The 19,796-nt window shown below is 49.6% G+C and carries 20 protein-coding genes; 8 read left to right on the top strand and 12 right to left on the bottom strand.

All coding sequences use genetic code 11. The annotated features are described in order from the left end of the window. Positions 1–68 precede the first annotated feature (68 nt). The 5 genes from fucO to AC0IWZ_RS19845 all read left to right on the top strand — a co-directional run bounded on the left by fucO (position 69) and on the right by AC0IWZ_RS19845 (position 5,064). Entirely contained in the window at positions 69–1,217 is a 1,149-nt protein-coding gene (gene fucO / locus AC0IWZ_RS19865; protein WP_471678640.1) for a lactaldehyde reductase, read from the top strand. Then, on the top strand, positions 1,214–1,528 hold the full coding sequence (rhaM, locus tag AC0IWZ_RS19860) for an L-rhamnose mutarotase (protein WP_471678641.1): 315 nt from the start codon (positions 1,214–1,216) through the stop codon (positions 1,526–1,528). The genes fucO and rhaM overlap by 4 nt, the downstream gene beginning before the upstream one ends. Positions 1,529–1,711: 183 nt before the next feature. Continuing rightward, on the top strand, positions 1,712–3,034 hold the full coding sequence (locus AC0IWZ_RS19855; protein ID WP_471678642.1) for a 6-phospho-beta-glucosidase: 1,323 nt from the start codon (positions 1,712–1,714) through the stop codon (positions 3,032–3,034). Positions 3,035–3,052: 18 nt separating this feature from the next. After that, complete coding sequence (locus AC0IWZ_RS19850; RefSeq protein WP_471678643.1) at positions 3,053–4,303, top strand: PTS sugar transporter subunit IIC; 1,251 nt, start codon at positions 3,053–3,055, stop codon at positions 4,301–4,303. A 32-nt stretch (positions 4,304–4,335) separates the two neighbouring features. After that, entirely contained in the window at positions 4,336–5,064 is a 729-nt protein-coding gene (locus AC0IWZ_RS19845) for a GntR family transcriptional regulator (protein ID WP_034499309.1), read from the top strand. 63 nt (positions 5,065–5,127) lie between these two features. Here AC0IWZ_RS19845 and AC0IWZ_RS19840 read toward each other — a convergent pair whose 3' ends face one another. The 12 genes from AC0IWZ_RS19840 to AC0IWZ_RS19785 form a co-directional block, all read right to left on the bottom strand. After that, positions 5,128–6,093, bottom strand: a complete 966-nt coding sequence (locus tag AC0IWZ_RS19840) for a chemotaxis protein (protein WP_410373284.1) — start codon at positions 6,091–6,093, stop codon at positions 5,128–5,130. Between the two features lie 105 nt (positions 6,094–6,198). Continuing rightward, complete coding sequence (locus tag AC0IWZ_RS19835) at positions 6,199–6,756, bottom strand: P-loop nucleotide/nucleoside kinase family protein (RefSeq protein ID WP_471678644.1); 558 nt, start codon at positions 6,754–6,756, stop codon at positions 6,199–6,201. Continuing rightward, entirely contained in the window at positions 6,753–7,190 is a 438-nt protein-coding gene (locus AC0IWZ_RS19830) for a PTS sugar transporter subunit IIA (protein WP_034499304.1), read from the bottom strand. Before AC0IWZ_RS19830 ends, AC0IWZ_RS19835 begins: the two co-directional genes overlap by 4 nt. 9 nt (positions 7,191–7,199) lie before the next feature. After that, the gene (locus AC0IWZ_RS19825; RefSeq protein WP_034499301.1) at positions 7,200–7,469 is read right to left on the bottom strand and encodes a hypothetical protein; all 270 of its coding nucleotides are present in this window, start codon (positions 7,467–7,469) and stop codon (positions 7,200–7,202) included. Between the two features lie 68 nt (positions 7,470–7,537). Next, positions 7,538–8,380 (bottom strand): class II fructose-bisphosphate aldolase, encoded by an 843-nt coding sequence (locus AC0IWZ_RS19820; RefSeq protein WP_034499299.1) that lies wholly within the window; start codon positions 8,378–8,380, stop codon positions 7,538–7,540. Beyond that, positions 8,367–9,734, bottom strand: coding sequence for a PTS sugar transporter subunit IIC (locus tag AC0IWZ_RS19815; RefSeq protein ID WP_034499297.1), 1,368 nt, complete (start codon positions 9,732–9,734; stop codon positions 8,367–8,369). The genes AC0IWZ_RS19820 and AC0IWZ_RS19815 overlap by 14 nt, the downstream gene beginning before the upstream one ends. Then, positions 9,727–10,041 (bottom strand): PTS sugar transporter subunit IIB, encoded by a 315-nt coding sequence (locus AC0IWZ_RS19810; RefSeq protein ID WP_034499295.1) that lies wholly within the window; start codon positions 10,039–10,041, stop codon positions 9,727–9,729. The genes AC0IWZ_RS19815 and AC0IWZ_RS19810 overlap by 8 nt, the downstream gene beginning before the upstream one ends. Before the next feature lie 11 nt (positions 10,042–10,052). Continuing rightward, a complete protein-coding gene (locus AC0IWZ_RS19805; protein ID WP_034499293.1) occupies positions 10,053–11,033 on the bottom strand; it encodes a 6-phosphofructokinase in 981 nt (326 codons plus the stop codon). A gap of 394 nt (positions 11,034–11,427) precedes the next feature. Further along, the gene (locus AC0IWZ_RS19800) at positions 11,428–12,009 is read right to left on the bottom strand and encodes a maltose acetyltransferase domain-containing protein (RefSeq protein WP_410373286.1); all 582 of its coding nucleotides are present in this window, start codon (positions 12,007–12,009) and stop codon (positions 11,428–11,430) included. Between the two features lie 12 nt (positions 12,010–12,021). Further along, positions 12,022–13,287: an oligosaccharide MFS transporter gene (locus tag AC0IWZ_RS19795; RefSeq protein WP_471678645.1), complete on the bottom strand. Its 1,266-nt coding sequence runs from the start codon at positions 13,285–13,287 to the stop codon at positions 12,022–12,024. A 61-nt stretch (positions 13,288–13,348) separates the two neighbouring features. After that, positions 13,349–15,472 (bottom strand): alpha-galactosidase, encoded by a 2,124-nt coding sequence (locus AC0IWZ_RS19790; protein ID WP_471678646.1) that lies wholly within the window; start codon positions 15,470–15,472, stop codon positions 13,349–13,351. A 106-nt stretch (positions 15,473–15,578) separates the two neighbouring features. After that, a complete protein-coding gene (locus AC0IWZ_RS19785; RefSeq protein WP_034499279.1) occupies positions 15,579–16,586 on the bottom strand; it encodes a substrate-binding domain-containing protein in 1,008 nt (335 codons plus the stop codon). A gap of 186 nt (positions 16,587–16,772) precedes the next feature. Between AC0IWZ_RS19785 and AC0IWZ_RS19780 the strand changes: the two genes are divergently transcribed. From AC0IWZ_RS19780 to AC0IWZ_RS19770, 3 genes are read left to right on the top strand one after another with little or no spacing between them, the layout of a single operon-like run. Continuing rightward, the gene (locus AC0IWZ_RS19780) at positions 16,773–17,216 is read left to right on the top strand and encodes a PTS fructose transporter subunit IIA (RefSeq protein WP_034499277.1); all 444 of its coding nucleotides are present in this window, start codon (positions 16,773–16,775) and stop codon (positions 17,214–17,216) included. A 16-nt stretch (positions 17,217–17,232) separates the two neighbouring features. Beyond that, the gene (locus AC0IWZ_RS19775; RefSeq protein ID WP_471678647.1) at positions 17,233–18,690 is read left to right on the top strand and encodes a PTS fructose-like transporter subunit IIBC; all 1,458 of its coding nucleotides are present in this window, start codon (positions 17,233–17,235) and stop codon (positions 18,688–18,690) included. Beyond that, positions 18,680–19,741, top strand: a complete 1,062-nt coding sequence (locus AC0IWZ_RS19770; RefSeq protein ID WP_034499274.1) for an aminopeptidase — start codon at positions 18,680–18,682, stop codon at positions 19,739–19,741. The genes AC0IWZ_RS19775 and AC0IWZ_RS19770 overlap by 11 nt, the downstream gene beginning before the upstream one ends. Positions 19,742–19,796 lie beyond the last annotated feature (55 nt).

Genomic DNA, 19,796 nt, shown 5'->3' with positions numbered 1-19,796 from the left:
CTCTCCTGGGGGAGAGGGCCGGGGTGAGGGTATGGATTTATAAAACATCAATATTAAGGAGAATAGTAATGAGCTTTATGTTGGCTTTACCAAAAATCAGCCTTCACGGCGCAGGTGCCATCGGCGATATGGTGAAATTAATTGCCGCTAAACCCTGGGGAAAAGCCCTGATTATTACCGACGGGCAACTGGTGAAAATGGGCCTGCTCGACAGCCTGTTTAGTGCGCTCGATGAACATCAACTTTCTTACGAACTTTTCGACGAAGTGTTCCCGAACCCGACCGAAGAACTGGTGCAGAAAGGTTTTGCCGCGTACCAGGCGGCAAGTTGCGATTACCTGATTGCCTTCGGTGGCGGCAGTCCGATTGATACCGCCAAAGCGGTGAAAATCCTGACGGCAAACCCTGGCCCATCCACCGCATATTCTGGCGTAGGCAAAGTCGCCAACCCTGGCGTACCGCTGGTGGCGATTAACACCACCGCAGGCACCGCAGCGGAGATGACCAGCAATGCGGTAATCATTGATTCTTTGCGCCACGTGAAAGAAGTGATTATCGACACCAATCTGATCCCGGATATCGCCGTGGATGACGCCAGCGTGATGCTCGATATCCCGGCAAGCGTGACCGCCGCAACCGGCATGGATGCGCTGACTCACGCCATTGAAGCCTATGTTTCCGTTGCAGCTCATCCGTTAACTGATGCTAACGCACTGGAGTCTATCCGCCTGATTAGCCAGTGGTTGCCAAAAGCAGTCGACGAAGGGCACAACCTCGAAGCGCGTGAAATGATGGCTTACGGGCAATACCTGGCGGGCATGGCATTTAACAGCGCCGGCCTTGGCCTGGTACATGCGCTGGCTCACCAACCGGGTGCGACGCACAACCTGCCGCATGGCGTGTGCAACGCGATCTTGCTACCAGTTATCGAAGCCTTTAACCGCCCGAAAGCCGTTGCACGTTTTGCGAAAGTTGCCGCAGCGATGGGCGTAAATACTCAGGATATGAACGAAGAAGAAGCCAGCTTTGAGGCGATTCTGGCGATTCGTGCGCTTTCTACTCGCGTCGGCATTCCATCTGGCTTTAGCCAGCTTGGAATTCAAACTGCAGATATCGAAGGCTGGCTGGATAACGCTCTGGCTGACCCATGCGCAGGGTGTAATCCACGCCCGGCAACACGTGAGGAAGTGCGTGAGCTGTATATGGAGGCGCTATGATCCGCAAAGCTTTTGTGATGCAGGTAAATCCAGATGCCCATGAAGAATATCAACGTCGCCATACGCCGATTTGGCCAGAGCTGGAAGCGGTACTTAAACAGCATGGTGCTCATCACTACGCTATTTATCTTGATGTTCAACGCAACCTACTTTTTGCCACGGTAGAAATAGAGTCCGAAGCTCGCTGGAATGCGGTCGCACAAACGGAAGTTTGCCAGCGCTGGTGGAAGCATATGAGCGAAATCATGCCGAGCAATGCCGATAACAGCCCGGTGAGTGTGGAGCTGAAAGAAGTGTTTTATTTAGAGTAAGACCTTTTTCCAAACAAGTTGAATCTATTCCCCGGCCCCGGTCGGGGATTTTTTTGCCGATTTTCAGGTTATCAATAACCCTTTTAAATATGTGACAAACATCCAAAGTTGCTCTCAACGAGTGTGATATTTTCTTTTTTGCAAACTGGCATATGCCAGTTTAATTTAAAAAAAGGAAGCATCATGAAGCCATTAAAGATAGTTACTCTTGGCGGTGGTTCTGGTTATACGCCGGAACTCATAGACGGATTTATTAAAAGACACGCTGAACTTCCTGTTAGCGAATTTTGGTTGGTGGATATTGAAACAGGCCGTGAAAAGCTGGAAATCGTCGGTCAACTCGCCCAGCGAATGGTGAAAAAATCGGGTATTCCCATGACGGTGCACCTTTCCACCGACCGCCAGTTGGCGTTAAAAGATGCCGATTTCGTTACCACACAAATTCGCGTCGGGCAGCTTGCCGCACGTATTCAGGATGAAAAGATCCCCCTGCGTTATGGTGTTTTGGGCCAGGAAACCACTGGTCCTGGCGGTTTTATGAAGGCGCAGCGCACCATTCCGGTTTTGTTGGAAATCTGCAAAGAGATGGAGACGCTCTGCCCGGATGCCTGGCTCATCAACTTCACTAATCCGGCAGGGATTGTGACTGAGGCCATTGAGAAGCACAGCAAAATCAAATCTCTGGGGATTTGTAGCGGTGCAAACAGCATGATGATGGATATCGCGAAAACCTACGGCGTGGGCCGCGAGGCAATTGATGCCAGAATTATGGGGCTGAACCATTTAATTTTTGCCGACCGAATTACTTTGCATGGCAAAGATATTACCGCTGATTTTATTGAGAAACTTGCGCAGGGAGCGAGTGACAATAAATTAAAAAATATCTCTGATCTGGGTTTGCCGCCTGAGTTTATCCGCGCGCTGAATGTATATCCACTCTCCTATTTAAAGTATTTCTACTTAAATCGGGAAATGGTTGAGCATGAACTGGAGGAATTAAATCAAGGCGGTACTCGTGGCGAACGTTCGCTGCAAATTGAAAAGGCCCTGTTTGAAATTTATCGCAACCCTGAGCTTTGCGAAAAACCCCCTGAACTTTCCAGTCGTGGTGGCGCTTATTATTCCGACACTGCCTGCTCGATTATCAGCGCGCTTTATAACAACAAAAAAGAGGTGCATGTCGTTAATACCGCCAATCGAGGGACAACGCCTGATTTGCCGGATGACGCAGTCATTGAAACCAATGCGCTGATTGATAAACAGGGCGCACGTCCTTTGGCTTACGGGCGCTTGCCAGCCCGCATTCGTGGGCTAGTTCAGAGTGTTAAAGCCTTTGAAGAACTGACCATTGAAGCGGCAATGACCGGCAATAAACATACGGCTTTGCTGGCACTGGCGGCTCACCCGTTAGTGCCGTCCGTGGCGGTTGCGGAGAATATACTCAAGGAGTATTTAGCCGCTAACCGAGACTTCTTGCCGCAATACACTCTCGCCATGGATGAATAGTCATTAAAGGAATATTTCATGCAAAGCTTTCTGGAAAACAGAGTTATTCCGGTATTAATGAAGCTCGGCAATAACGTTATTTTGGTCGCCATTCGTAACGGTGTCGCTTTTACATTGCCATTTATTATTGCCGGAAGCCTGTTTCTGATTATTGCTAACTTACCCATTCCGGGCTGGAGTGAGTTTCTTGGAGCCTATGCGGATAAACTCAGTGTCCCGGTACAGGCAACTTTTGGGATAATTGGTTTAGTCGCGGCGATTGGCATCAGTTATAACCTGGCAAAACAATACAACCTTGATGGTCTAAGTTGTTGTTGTATTACGGTATCGGTTTTTGTTCTCGCGCAACTCGATAGCCATTATAAAATTAACGTCGATAATTTTGGGGCCGCGGGGTTATTCTCAGCCATTATTTTGTCGATATTTACGGTCTATACCGTACGCTTTTTTATCACGCACAAAATCTATATCCGAATGCCAGAAGGTGTTCCTCCCGCCGTGTTGCAATCGTTTATCAGTCTGGTACCCGCAGTGGTATGCCTTACGATCGTCTGGTTTGTACGCGTGATTCTGAATTTTGATATCAACGCGTTCTTTACTCTGCTGCTCAGCCCACTGGTTCACGGTTTAGATACGTTGCCTGGTATGTTAATTCTGGTAGCGCTTATTTCGTTGTTATGGAGCTGCGGCATTCATGGCACCAACGTACTTTCCGGGATCACCAGCCCGATATTTTTAAAATTTATTGCTGAAAATACTCAGGCATATCTTAGCGGCCAGCCCGTTCCACACATAACCGCCGAAGGGTTTTATAACTTCTTTATCTGTGCAGGTGGATCGGGTGCCACCATGGGTTTAGTGCTGGCAATGCTGCTGTCTAAAAGCCGTTATTACAAATCCATTGGCCGCGTCTCTTTTGGGCCGTCGATTTTCTGTATTAACGAACCGGTTATATTTGGCGTGCCGATGGTCCTCAACCCAATCATGATGTTCCCGCTGATTGTCGCGCCCATGGTGATTTGTACCTGCTCTTATCTGCTGATGGATTTCGGCATTATTGGCAGGCCGGTATTCCAAATCCCCTGGACGATGCCACCCATTCTGAATGCGTATTTTGCCACCGGCGGGAATATTCCTGCGGCAATATGGTCGGGCTGCATGATTATTATTTCGACAATCATCTACTATCCGTTCTTCAGAATAATGGAAGTAAAACAGTTGGCTATTGAAGCGCAGGAAGCAGAGTTGTTAGCTGAAGTGGTACACTAATGGCTGGATGATAACACCCGGAAATAACCCCTATGGCTGCGCGATATATAGAAATAAAGAAGAGTATTCAGGATGATATCCTCAGCCATCGCTACCAGCTTGGCGAGAAAATCCCGTCAGAAAGAGAGCTTGCCGTGCAATATGGCGTCACACGAGTGACGCTACAAAAAGCGATGCATATCCTTGAGCAGGAAGGGTTTATCGAGCGAATCCATGGCAAAGGAATGTATGTCACGAAAGTGATTGAAGACAATGTCTATATGCTCAACAGCGGTACCGGGGATTCTATTTTAGGCTTTTCTCGTGAATTTGGTCAGCAGGCGAAAATCACCAGCCAGCTTGTTCAACATGAACAAATTCAAGTGCCGCAGTGGGTCGCGCAGCAGTTGGAAATGCAGCCAGAACAGCGGGTGCATTTTATTCGACGTATCCGTTTAATTGACGGTGTCCCGGTGCTGGTTGAAGACTCATGGATAAATAGTGATGTTATCGAAACCATTCCAGGCTCAGTGCTAGAGCATGGCTCGTTATATGAATACATCGAAAAATACACCGGCAAAAAAATTAAGTTTTATAACTCGGTTATTGAAGGCGATTTGTTCAATGAAGAACTCGCCGCTTTATTGTCGATTTCTGAAGGTTTACCAATGCTCAAAGTCTCTGGTGTGACCAAACTTGAAGATGGCAAAGCGTTTAACTTTTCGTGCAGCTACAACCGCGCAGACAAATTCAAAATAAAAAATAGCTGGGTGGGGAAGTAACAGGTAATAAACAGGTTTTGTAGGGTGGATAAACCTCAGCGCCAATCCACCCTTTTCACCTGTTTAAACCACCGCACCTTCCAGCGCTTTATTAATCACTTGTGAAAGCTCTTTCACATCGAACTTCGCCACATAGCCGTTCGCGCCCACTTTGCGGACGTGATCTTCGTTGGCGCTGCCTGAAAGCGACGAGTGAATCACCACCGGAATGTGTTTTAACGTGATATCTGTTTTGATATTTCGCGTCAGGGTAAATCCGTCCATTTCTGGCATTTCAATATCCGTTAAAACCATACCAATGCGGTCGGTGATCGGCTGGCCAGCGGCCTTGGCTTCTGCGGCGATCACTTTTATTTTCTCCCAGGCCTCTAAACCCGTGGAATGCATCATCACCGGAATACCCATACCTTTCAGGCCTTGCTCAAGCATCTGGCGGGCGACTTTTGAATCTTCGGCAACAATCGCGACAGCACCCGGTTTCAAAGGGTTTGTGTTCCCTTCGATGGCCGCCATATCGACTTTGCGCCCGGAAGGAATAATGTCGTAAAGAATCTGTTCAACATCGAGTACCAGCGCCAGTTCACCTTTGTATTCATCGTTGTTCAGGGACGCAATACTGGTGATATTGCGGCTACTCACACCGGATTCGGCGGCGTGAACCTGGCTCCAGTCGAGGCGGATAATATTTTCTACCGACTCCACTGCAAATGCCTGTGTGCTGCGGGCGTACTCGGTTATCAGCAATAAATTCAAGCCAGTTTGTGGCGTGCAACCCGTAACGGCGGGCAGGTCGATGACCGGAATAAACTGGTCGCGAATATTCGCCATGCCCAGCAGGGGCGATTTCATTCCCGCCGCACGGTTAATTTTCGGCATCGGCACAATTTCACGTAGCTTAAAAACGTTGATGCCATACAGCTCAGAATTCCCGCCGTGCTGGCCTTCTCCTAAGCGGAACAACAACAGCTCAAATTTGTTGGATAACGCCAGGTTAGCCCTTTCATCAATATCTTTTTGAAAACTATCCATTTAAACCTCTGCTCGATAACCTGGCGGGTAGTCGCCCTGGCGCCTGTTTAAGTTATCGGCAGAATGGGGAAAAAGTGGAGTCTGTATAGCCGGGAAAATTCACCCTTATTGGCCCATTTCGTTATCCAGCCATGCCACGAGACCGGCTCTGTCTATCGGCTCGCGGTGGTCCACGGTGTAAACCGGCCCAAGCGACATCGGTTCTGCGTTATCCGCAAGTTTTACCAACTCCGGCAGATATTCTTCCCCTGGGTGCCCGTGGCGTCTTACGCCAAGCCGCAGTGCATAGCGTTCGGCGGCGAGGGGGCCAGGAATTTGGTTCCATACCTCCAGAACCCGGGTAACGCCCGCCTGCTCAAGATATCGTTCAAGCGCCTCTTTCGGTTGGAAGCCAAACCATGCATCGACAATAAAGACACATTGCATTGGGCTATCGGCCACTATCGACCAAATGACCTCATAAGCGGCACTTCCCAGGCGGCGGTTGAATGGGCGATCAATTTCATCGAACTGAGCCATAAAAGGCTCTTTTATGCCATCAATGGTCAGAATCGGTAGCGCAAAATGTTCGGACAACAAACGGGCGATAGTGCTTTTTCCTGAGGCGGGTACGCCGTTCACAAGTACCACCGTTTTGCCCTGTGTTCGCGTGGTCTGGCTCATAATATTGCGATCACCTCTTCCTTACCTTTTGCCCGACGCAGTTTTGCCATCACATCATCATCGCCCAACAAATTCACAATCGCGCGGATACCTTCTTCGATGTGCCCGTTGCTGTCGCAGGCGGCAAACATAATCACGATATCGGCCTTTTCGCTGTCGGCAAAGGCGATGGGCTCATCAAGCAAAACCAGACTGAAGCCATTTTTTATCACCCCGCATTCCGGGCGAGCGTGGGGCATGGCGACGCCCTCTTCAAAAACGTAATACGCACCATGCTCAAGGGTGTTATTAATTACTGCCTGGTAGTAGGAGGGCAGGATATAGCCATTATCAACCAGCGGTTGAGCCGCTAGTCTAATCACCTTTTTCCAGTCCGTTTCGCGCACGCCAACTTGTATTGCCTGCGCTTCAATTAATAACTCTTTAATGGCCATGAGTTCTCCCTAAATATTCTTACGAATAATATTTCTCAGCTCATCAATTTTGACAAATAAAGCATCGATATGCTGACGGTGTGTTTTACTCTTCGCAAAAACTTGTAACGCCTGGTTATAGCGCAACATTAATGCTTTTTGTGTTTCGCCATTATTTGGGTTTTCCGTTAACGTGTTTTCCAGAGCAGTTAATTCAGTTTCAAGTTGTACGGCTTGAATATCATATTGCGCCGTATCCGAATTATCACTGTGAAAAAGTTTTTTTAAAGATCCAAACATAGCTAGCTCCCGCCCGACGGTTGCCACGCAACCAGGGTTACAATGAAGAGTAGAGGATAACGCCTGCTTTATTTAAATAATGCGATCTTTTCGATTAATACAGCAGCGACTGCATCATTTGCCGGTATTAAAAATTTGCGCACACTGTCATTCACTTTGCCCTTCTCGAAGGTTTCTTTGCAGTGTCCTACCCATTGCACGTTCATTTCAGTACCGACGTTGACCTTATCAATGCCCCCGGCGACGGCGCGGCGCATATCTTCATCGCTGACACCTGTGCCACCGTGCAGTACCAGCGGGGTTTTGGTCACTTCGCTGATATCCGCAAGGCGTTGATGCTGAATTTTCGCTTTGCCGGTATACAGGCCGTGTACCGTACCGACGGACACCGCCAGCATATCCACCCCGGTTTCATCAACAAAGCGTTTGGCGTCTTCGGTGGTGGTAAAGCAAATATCTTCCATGGCAACCGCTTTGCCATCTTCTGAGCCGCCAATCGCGCCTAATTCTGCTTCTACAGAGATATTTCGCGGGCGAGCAATATCAATAACCTTACGGGTATTAGCAATATTATCTGCCATGTCCAGATGGGAGCCGTCATACATTACTGAACTAAACCCGGCATCGATGGCTGTTTTAATGGACTCAATATCTGAGCAGTGATCCAAATGCAAGCAGGTGGGTATTTGCTGGCTTTCGGATAAAGAACGAATGGAATCTACTAATAAACGATAACCTAAATATTCCGCCGTCCCGGTAGAAATTTGAATCATTAACGGGCTATTGGTTGCTTTGGCAGCTTTAAAATAAGCGGGCAGCATTTCAAGACAATGCAAATTAAAGGAGCCTACCGCTTTAAATTTACGCTCTTTGGCTACCTGTAATAAATCCGGGAAGTTATACAGACTCATGTGCTTTTTCCTCTTGAGGTTTGGTTGATTTGCCATTCACGAACCAGGCGATAAGCGCTACGAACAGGATGAATAAGCCGACAAACGTCCAGTTATTCTGGAATACATGTCCCAAAATCAGGCCGCTACTGATCACATCAGAATCACTGAAAGTCACACCGGTAAAGCCGTAGCTTTCAAGCATTGGCACCAGGATGGCTGGCAGGAAGGTAATAAACAGTCCATGTACTACGCCGCCGATGATTGCACCGCGTCTGCCGCCCATTGCGTTACCGAAAATCCCAGCGGTGCCGCCAGCAAAGAAGTTGGTCAACAAGCCAGGCAGAATCATCGCCAGGCCAAACATTGGGAAGACAATCATGCCGATGATGGAGCCGACAGTTGTGGCAAGGAAACCAACAATTACGGCATTGGGGGCGTAAGGGAACAGCACCGGGCAGTCCAACGCCGGTTTGGCATCCGGTACGATGCGCATCGCAATACCACGGAACGCAGGCACCAGTTCGTTAAGCAGCAAACGCACACCGCTATAGAGCACGAATACCCCGGCAACAAACTGAATTGCCTGCATAAACGCAAACATCAGGTAATTCACGCCGTTGGAGTATTGGCCGATGTATTCCGGGCCTGCCGCCAGCGCCGGGATGAGGTACATAGGGATCATCACCACGGCCATCGAAAGGTAAGTGTCCTGCAAGAATTTGAAGTTATCCGGTAGCACCAGGTCTTCGGTAGATTTAGAACCCTTGCCGACAACCTTCGCCACCGCAGCCTGCACCAGATAACCAATAGTGCAGAAGTGGCCCAGAGCGACATCGTCAGAACCGGTAATGCGGCGTACCACAGGTTGGGCGAGGGCTGGCATCAGCACCGCCATAATTCCGCCGAAGATCCCGCCAGTAAGAATCAACGGCAGCCCGGTCAGCCCGGCTTTATAGCCGATAACTGCACCAATCGTTGCCATCCAAAGCAGTGCTTGCCCGGTGAGAAAGATGTACTTAAACGGCGTGATGCGGGCAATGATGATGTTGACGATAAATATCACCATCAGCGTGAGTGCCACTTCGGAACCCAGCTCACGGTTTGCAAGGCCGGCAATAGCGGCCACATCGGTGATGTAGCCTTTCATACCGAAACCGTGGGTGAAGATGTCGTTCAGGAAAGTCAGCGTATCAACAATAATGTTGATACCCGCCATCATGATTAAAAAACCAAGCAGCGTTTTAAACGTCCCTTCCGCGACTTTACCCTTCGATTTTTTTTGCAGCAAAAGACCGAGCATGGCAATAAAGGCAATCAATATTGATGCCTGTCCTAGCAGGTCTTTAACAATAAAGTTAATGATGCTATTCATGGTCGAATACCTTCACATTGCGTTCTTTTAAAAAGGCGACAATCTTTTGTTCGATTTCGTCTTTATCCGTGAGACGGTGCAGCACAATGACGCGTTTAATTTCCTCTTCGCTGGCATCGGCCGTTAAAATATCGGCGAAGGTTTTTTGCGTTAAAATAATGTCAGATTTAAAGGCCCCCGCTTCTGATACGGTGGTGTGATCAATTTCTGCCGGGATTTGAAGTTTTTTAAGTACCGCAGTTGCAGCCATTTCAATGGCGAAACTGGAACCTAAACCACAGCCGCATACACAAAGAATTTTAAGCATTGAAAGTCTCCTCAAATAATATTGAGCTGCTTCGCTAATTTATAATGATGCCCTTCGGTGTCGACGAGGCGTTTTTGCATACTGATTAAATCTATAGGGATCGGTTTATTACTCGAATTAATAATAATGGCTTTATTTCTCATGCCGGACTGGATACAACGAACGACTTCACCTGCCATAATTGTGCCCTGATAAATTTCCTCGCAGGTAGGGTCACCGTTACGCAAGCTATAACCAATAATCGACTTACGAATTCGTACGCCAATTTTTGGCTCAAGTTGTTTAATCATGGTGTCAATCGCCCCCTGGAAACCGGGGGAATATTCTTTGGTGTAACCTTCAGAGCAAAGGATTACGACGCTGTTTTGTGTCTCAAGGCGTGCGCTAATCTTGTGTGCCAGTTCGCTCAACGACTGCTGGCATTCTGGGATGAGCGCAAAATCAGCATTGCTTTTAATCGCCGATTGCAGCGTCAATTCACCGCAGTAGCCGCCGAGCAGTTCAACCATAAAAACCCGCCCCGGCAAAGCGCGACCTGTATTACGCAGTTTGCCGACTTCTTTAATGACTTGTTCACAGGCGGTTGAAAAACCAATGGTGTAATCACTGCCGTAAACATCGTTGTCGATGGTCATACCGACACCGAAACAATTCACACCATATTCGCTAAGGTTATTCAGAAACTGTAAGGAGCCGTCTCCGCCTGCCATAATAAGCACATCGATATGCAGGGTTTTTAACTGTTTTGCGATGGTTTCATATTCGCTACCCATTAATTTACGATGAGTTCTGCCTGAAGACATAATCGGAATGGCGGCAACGGAAAAATCCACTAGATCCCGTGCGGAAATAGCCTGGTGATTATTCTGCAATAAACCTGGAATACCACCGTTAAACAAAACGATTTCTGCTTGTGCCAGTCGGGAAATCTGAAAAACAAAATTATTTATTCCCGTGACATCACCGCCGCTAATTACCATGCCGATTCTCATGACGCTCGCCTCGTTTATTTGCTTGCAGACATTTTTCCCTTTAAACAAGACTTGAATTTGCAACGGATGTCACAAAAGCAGGATTCATTTAAGCCTGAAGGTCATTGACAGAGGGTTTTTATGGGTGTGTTTTGTGATATAAATCACAGATAATTAATGGCGGGAAACAAAAAATTTGTTGAAAATATTCTATATTTCAATGGATTAATCTTGGTGGGTGAAAACTAATAATATCAGCGTGTATTTGGTTTTGATGGGGAATTATTAGCTTTCAAAAATGTGACTGCTAACGCATTTTTATATGGCTGAAAAGGAATGGGGTTAATTTAGAAGTCTAAAAGAAATAAGCGTGAAGACGGATAAGCCATCCGTCTTCATCATTTAAAAGGGCATTCTAACCAGCAAAAGACAATTTATCTTCCACAGTAATGTCACGCAGCACCCGGCAAGGCACGCCTGCGGCAACCACGTTTGGCGGAATAGATTTTGTCACTACGCTACCCGCGCCAATCACGCTGTTGCGGCCAATCACCACACCGGGGTTGATGATGACGCCCGTTCCCAGCCACACGTTATCTTCAATGGTAACGGGCAAAGAAAACTGCTGCCCGGTGATGCGGATTTCTGGGTCTATCGGATGCCCGGCGGTAGAAATGGTCACATTGGGTGCAACCATCACGTTATCGCCAATCGTCACCGTGGCGTCATCCACCACGATGAAATTAAAGTTAGCGTAAAAGTTTTTGCCGATATGCGTGTGGCTGCCATAAGCCACACGGATGGGCGGCTCGACCCAGCAATTTTCGCCCACGCTGCCAAATAATTGCTGGAGCAGTTCGGCACGGTGAGCCTCTTGCGAAGGGCGCGTCATGTTGTAGTCATAGACCAACTCTTTGCCTGCCCGGCGCTCTTCCGGCAACCCTTCGCAGTGGTCCGTATACAGCTCGCCAACTTCCATTTTTCTTCGTACTGACATGTTCTTTCTTCCTTAATTTGCCGGAGCTGCCGCAGCTTGTGGGAGCGGGGCTCTGTGATTTGACAGGGTAAACGCTGACACGACGGTGATGGTCAGCACGATACCGCCCAGAATCAGATAGGTATGCTGGAAGCCAATCTTATCGTACATATTTCCGGCAAAAGCCGAGAGGAAAATCGCCGCGGACTGTTTGGCAAACTGGAAACCAATCAAATAAATCGTGGCCGACAGGCGGGTGTCGAACACGCCGGTAATATATTTAAATGCCCCAACCAACAGGAACGGCACTTCCAGCGCATGCAACATTTTGAGTGCAATCACTTCAAACGCGGAGGTGGCGAAAGCCGAGCCGATGATACGCGTGGTCATGATCGCCCCGGCAATCAGCAGCGTGTTTTTGGCGCCGATGCGGTTAATGATCCACGGCGAGCAGAACATAATAATCGCGTTGCAAATTTCTCCGGCAGTGGTCGCAAAACCGAAGGCTTGGGTGCCTTGCTGCGGAGAATCAAAGAAGGTTTTAAAGAAGGTCGCAAACTGTTGATCGAAGACGTCATAAACACATGCCACACCCACCACATAGAGAATGAACATCCACATTTTGGGCATTTTAAATAACGAAAAGACCATTTTTGCAGAAATCTGGCGCTGATTGGCACCCAAAGAATCCATAACCTGTGCGGTCTGGTTTGTCTGTGGGCGAGCGACCAGCAACAGCACCATCAAAATCACGGCCGCACCTGAACCCATCCAGAACACAAACGCCGGATTAACGTTAAATAACACCCCTGCGGTGGAAGCGCACAACCCCCAGCCCAGGCAGCCAAACATCCGTGCTTTACCGTATTCAAAATAGCTATTGCGGCTCACGCGCTCGATATACGCCTCAATCGCGCCGGAACCGGCAGAGAATACAAAACCGATATAAATGCCGCCAGCAAGCGCCCCGAGCACGATATTGGTTTTTAGCAGCGGAGCAAAAACATACAAGAAGAAGGGGGCGAAGAAGAACAGCATCAGGGTTATGACCCACAGCAAATGCTTTTTAAGCCCCAGTTTGTCGGAAATGATCCCCAGAACGGGCTGGCAGAGAATGGCAAACAGAGAAATACAGGAAAACACGATCCCGGTATGCGTTTTATTCAGGCCGATTACGTCCGAAAGCCAGATGGGCAGGAACGGGAAACAGGTCGCCATAATGAAAAAGTAGAGAAAGAAAAACAGGCCAAAAATCCAGAAATTAGGGTTATTTTTATGGGTACAGGCAGGCATGCTCATTGTGTTTTCCTCAAAGGGACAAACTTGATGGGGCAGCGTGTGCCGCCCCGATGTCATGGTATTACACGCGTTCAAAGCCAATCAAAATGGCGCTTTCCGGGTCGAGGATCGGCAGGGCTAATCCGGCCTGCGCCAGCCATTCCCCGCTAACGGTTTGCGTTGTTTCCATCCAGCCCGGTAGCTTGCGCATGGTATGACCGCCTTTGCCCACCACGCTGATTTGCGGATGGTCGAGCAGCGTGATGCAATAACGTGCCGCCGGGTCGAGGCCTGGCACGCGCAAATTACCGGCGAGCGTATAATCCGGCATCGCCAGTTGGCTGACTAAATACAGCGCCTGAGACTTATCTTCCGCAACGACACCTTGCACTTGCGTTGTGGCATCTGGCATATCCACGCGCCACTGTTTGCCGGTATGCAGCAGCGGTCGCCACTGTTTGTAGAGTTGCACGTAGCGCTCGTAACCTGCGCTTTCGGCAGCGTCGGCCGTCATCGGGTCAAGCTCCATACCCAGGTGCCCGAACAGGGCTGTCAGGCCACGAAACTCAATGCTGTGCTGACGATAGGTGGCATGGCAACGCATATTACCGATGTGCGAACCCATCACTTCCGGCGGGAAGAAATAGCTCATGCCGCGCTGGATGGTATTACGCTCCAGCGCATCGTTATTGTCTGAGGCCCAGAAACGGTGGGTGCGTTTTAACACTTCATAGTCGATTCGACCGCCACCTGATGCGCAGGATTCAAACTCAACATGCGGGTATTTGCGGTTAAGTTCGTCCAACAGACGGTAAAACTGACGAGTTTGTGCATCCGCTGCCGCTTTGCCATTATGCCCCGCCTGAACCAGCTCGCGGTTCATATCCCACTTCACGTAATCAATCGGATGTTCGCCCAGCAGCCAGTTCATGCGCTCTAAAAGATAATCGAACACCTGCGGATTGCTAAGGTCCAGCACCCACTGGTAACGTCCGGTTGCCTGCTCGTAGCCCGGCAGCGCCAGTACCCAATCAGGATGCGCGCGGTATAAATCGGAATCCGGGTTAATCATTTCTGGCTCGACCCAAATACCAAATTCCATGCCGCATGCCTTCACATGGTTGATAACCGGCATCAAACCATTCGGATATTTTTGCTCGTCAAGATACCAGTCGCCAAGCGCTGCCCGGTCATGATTGCGGCCTTTAAACCAGCCGTCATCAATGATGAAACGCTCCACGCCCAATTCGGCGGCGCGGCTCGCCATCTGCATGATGTATTCCGGGTTATGGTCGAAATAGATCCCTTCCCACGTATTGAGATGCACCGGGCGCGGCTTATTTTCCGGGAAGCGAATAACCTGTTCGCGCAGGAATTGGTGAAATTGCTGGCTCATACCGTTCAGCCCATTGCCAGAATGGCTGGCATAAAGCCATGGCGTGTGCAGCGTTTCGCCTTCACCCAGCGCCATTTCCCCCGCCAGATACAGCGCTTCGGCTTGCAGATAACGACGGCCATCCGTTTTCACTTCGCAGCGCAGACGATGGTTGCCGCTCCAGCCCAAATGCACGCCCCACACAGCGCCTTGCTGTTCACTAAATGCGGCCGTTCCCGCAATCATGGCCGGGAAATGTTCATGCGAGGTACGCCCCCGGCGATTTTCCAGCACGGAGCTGTCGTGTTCGAGACGAATGCGGTGTGGCTGGAATTCACGTGTCCAGCGCCCATGAAACGCCATGACTTCCAGGGCGCGTTCAGCAATGGGCAGAGTGATAGCCAGGCGATCCACTTGCCACGGAGCCGCACGTAAGTTGGTCAGCCCATGGCGAATTTGCAACACGCCGCTGCTATCAAGACGAAGCTCGCTAATCAGGCGCAAACCGGCCTGCTTATCCTCAGCGGTGATCGTTAAATTCTGGCCGTTTTGTTCCACCTGCGTGGTGGTAAAGATAGGGGAGGCATCCAGGCCGTTGCGATGGCCTTCAATCCCCGGCGAGCCAAACAGACCGCGCCCGAGTTCTGCACCTAAGGTTATCGGCGTATCAATATCAAGGCGGCCATTGGCGATGGGGCGATCCAGGCTGGCGCAATCTAGCGGTGAAAAGTGCGCAAGATGCTGGCCCCAGTAGACAATTTCGGCGAAAGGTTGGGTTCTTATAACGATGTCGCTTTGGGCGCTGGTTAAGCGATGATAAATCGGTTCCATGAATGGCATCTCCGGGAAAGTGATGTCATTACTGTTGATCCGAAACGTTTCGGATGCCAACCAAAACGTTTCGGTAATGTGATCGTGATTATAAAATCAGTGAAAATCAGGCTGGAGGATTAGTGGTGACGCCGGGAAAAAATTCCGGTTGCCAAAGTATTTGCAGGGAATCGATAGGTTGGCCGGAAATCAGGCCCAGCACCATGCTTGAAATTTGCTTTCCGACACCTTCACGCGTCGATTGAATCACGGCGGCGACGTCAGTTTCGACAATGCTGTCTGTTGGCAAACCATCGTAAACCACGAGGGACACGCGGTTTTCACCCGTCAGCAATCCCATATGTTGCAATGCCATCGCGGCACCGTCGCCATGCGAGTTGCAGTCGGTAATTATCGCCGTGGGTGGCGAAGGTAACGCCATTAACTCTTGCACGGCTTTGTAACCCGCGCGGCGGGTTGGTGGCACTTCGCGTAGATAATCCGTGCATAACTGGTGGTTTGCGAGTGCATCAAGATAGCCGTTGCGGCGTTGCGTGATAAATGCCTGGTAGTTATTTTCGCCAAGCAGCGCGATTCGCTCATGTCCGAGTGAAATCAGATGGTTAGCCGCATTAAATGTGCCAGCGTGGTTGTCAAAATCAAACCATGCGTAGGGTTGAGCCAGTTGGCTGCGACCCAGTGCCAAAAACGGAAAACCGGCAGATTGTAGCTGCTGCAAACGTGGATCGTTATCGAGCGTGTGAGCCACAATCAGTGCATCGACACGGCGGCCTTGCACCATGCGCATAAATCCGTGCCGATCGGCATTATCGTCATCGGCAATAAGCAGTAAATCCACTTCATGTTGCGCCAGTTCGCGGCTAATTTCGCCGACCATGTCCATAAAGACGCTGTTATTGAGCGGCACGGGATGAACAGGAAAAACCAGCCCAACGGCATCAATTTTCCCCATTTTCAGGCGGCGGGCAAAGGTATTTGGGCGGTAACCACGGCGCTGCGCTTCGGCTTCGACACGTGCTTTTGTCTCTTGCGATACATCGTCATAACCGTTCAGCGCGCGGCTGACAGTAGTAACAGAAAGTCCGAGTTGTTTGGCGATGGCTTTAAGCGACATAAAAATCCGTGTCTGGTGAGTAAGTGGCGGAGCTGAAAGCTAGTTTCCCGCAACAATGTGTACCCGTCCACAGAATAACGTGATTAAGAGTCGCAAATATGTCACCGGGTCTGTGACATATCCGCTGTTATTTGCAGGCGTTTAACTTTCTACACTATCGCTTTGAATCTTCGATGGAGCGAACAGATGTCCTTCCTCAATGCCAATGCAGTAAACCTCAATATTGGCGGCAACAGCGCTTATTCAGTGCTGAAAAACCTTGCTGCAATGGCGGCAGATCTTGGCTACATCAATGACAAACAAGCCTTTATGCAAACGCTATTGCTGCGTGAACAAAACCACTCCACGGGTTTTGGTTCTGGTGTGGCGGTTCCCCACGGCAAAAGCGTTGCGGTAGTAAAACCTTTTGTTTTGTTCGCCAGAAGCACCCTGGATATTGACTGGAAAGCGATGGATGGCGAAGGGGTTAACTGCTGGATTTGCATCGGCATTCCCGAGATCGGCGGCGAAGAACAGGTGAATGTGATTTCCACATTGTGCCGCAAAATTATTCACCAGGATTTTATCCAACAGTTGAAAACCGGCAATGCGCAGGATGTCGTCGCGCTGCTCAACCAAACTCTCTCCTGAGCCTGAGGAACACGCCATGGAAGCCCCTCTCAAACTTGTCGCTATAACAAACTGCCCGGCGGGGATTGCCCACACCTACATGGTGGCTGAGGCGCTGGAGCAAAAAGCCCGTTCGCTTGGGCATGTCATTAAAGTTGAAACACAAGGTGCAAACGGAGTCGAAAACCGCCTGTTGGACAGCGAAATCGCCGCTGCGGACTACGTTATTCTCGCTATTGGGCGCGGATTAAACGAAGAAGATCGCGCCCGTTTCGCCGGGAAAAAAGTGTATGAGTTGCCTATCTCGCAAGCGCTAAAAAACATTAATCAGATCTTTGAACAATTACCGACGCATTCAAAACTTTTCGCGGCAGATAGCGGCGTGAAACTGGGAAATCAGGAAGTAAGGCAGGGCAGCGTGATGAGTCACCTGATGGCAGGTGTTTCAGCCGCTCTCCCGTTCGTGATTGGCGGCGGTATTCTGGTGGCAATCGCCAATATGCTGGTGCAATTTGGCCTGCCGTATCAGGACATGAGCAAAGGCGCGCCGTCGTTTAGCTGGATTATCGAGTCCATCGGCTATCTTGGCTTCAAATTTATGATCCCGATAATGGGCGCATATATCGCCTGGTCAATTAGCGATAAACCCGCGTTTGCTCCGGCGTTTATCGTCTGTTACCTCGCAAATGACAAAGGTTTACTCGGCACGCAATCTGGCGCGGGATTCTTGGGCGCGGTCGTGCTCGGCCTGGCGATTGGTTATTTCGTTCGTTACTTCCGTAAGGTCAAACTTGGCAAGGCGCTGCAACCTCTGCTTGGCTCGATGCTGATCCCTTTCGTTACGCTTTTCGTGTTTGGTGTTTTGACGTATTACGTCGTCGGGCCGTTTATGGCGAGCATCATGGACGGGCTGCTGCATTTCCTGAATACCATTCCACCGTCGATGAAACTGGGCGCGGCGTTCCTTGTTGGGGCCATGCTGGCGTTTGATATGGGTGGGCCAATCAACAAAACTGCGTGGTTCTTCTGCTTTTCACTGCTCGAAAAACACATTTATGACTGGTACGCGATTGTCGGCGTGGTGGCATTAATGCCGCCGATGGCTGCCGGTATCGCCACCTTTATTGCGCCAAAACTGTTTACCCAGCAGGAAAAAGACGCCGCAGGCAGCGCGATTGTGGTGGGGGCTACCGTGGCAACCGAACCTGCAATACCGTATGCGCTGGCTGCACCGTTACCGATGATTACCGCGAATACTTTAAGCGGTGGGATCACTGGAATGTTGGTTATTGCCTTTGGTATTCAACGCCTGGCTCCGGGCCTTGGCGTATTCGACCCGCTGATTGGTTTGATGTCTCCTGTCATTCCATTTTATGCGGTGCTTGCCGCAGGACTGGCGTTGAACATCACGCTGATTATTGTGCTCAAAGGCGCCTGGCTTAAACATAGCGCTCGTAAACTCGCAGAAAAACAGGACGTTGCTCATGAAATTTAACTTCTTAAAACAGCTTTGTGACGCCAGCGCAGTCAGTGGTGACGAACATGAAGTCCGCCAAATTCTGGCGCGCCAACTACGCCCCTTCGCGGATGAAATTACGTTCGATGGGCTGGGCAGTTTTATCGCCTGCAAAGGCAATAAAGGCCCGAAAGTGGCGATAGTCGGCCATATGGATGAAGTCGGTTTTATGGTGAAACACATCAGCGAACAAGGCTTTATTTGGTTCGATACCATTGGGTCATGGTGGAACCAGTCAATGCTGAATCACCGCGTAACAATCAGAACCCGTGGCGGTGAGAAAATCCCCGGTTTGATTGGTTCCGTAGCGCCTCATGCCTTAAGTGAAAAGCAAAAACAGCAGCCGATGGCGCATGAAGAAATGTTTATTGATATCGGTGCCAGCAGCCGGGAAGAAGTCTGTTCGCGCGGCATCGCTATTGGGGATTTCATTAGTCCAGAGGCCAATTTTGCCCGCTGGGGTGAAGATAAAATCACCGCGAAAGCGCTGGATAATCGTGCGGGTTGCGCATTAATGGCGGAGTTATTTGAGAGTGTTAATAACCCTGACATCACGCTTTACGGCATTGCGACGGTTGAAGAAGAAGTCGGTCTGCGCGGGGCTCAAACGTCTGCCGAATTCGTTAAACCGGATATTGTGATTGTGCTGGATACCGCCGTGGCAGGGGATATTCCCGGCATCGACCCCATTAAATTCCCGCTCAAACTTGGCCACGGCCCGGCGGTAATGCTGTTTGATAAACGTTATTTCCCCAACCAAAAGCTGGTGGCAGCGCTGAAGCAAAGTAGTGAAGCCGTAGGCGCGCCCGTGCAGTTTTGCACCATGAAAACGGGGGCCACAGACGGCGGGCGTTTTAATGTGATGGGAGGAGGCCGCCCGGTAGTGTCCATTTGCCTGCCAACACGTTATCTGCACGCGAATAGTTCGATGATTTCCGGGAACGATTATGCAGCGGCTTTTAGCATGATTCATCATCTTCTAAATAGAATTAACGCTTCATTTATTGATGAGGTAAATACTTATATTTAAAGATAATTACGGGATTGCGTAAGTTCTGGAATGTATCTCGCAAACCCGTTTTTTG

It is taken from the genome of Buttiauxella sp. AC142 (assembly GCF_979253435.1).
The sequence above is the reverse complement of the archived record's forward strand: the minus strand, read 5'-3'. Positions and strand labels throughout refer to the sequence as shown.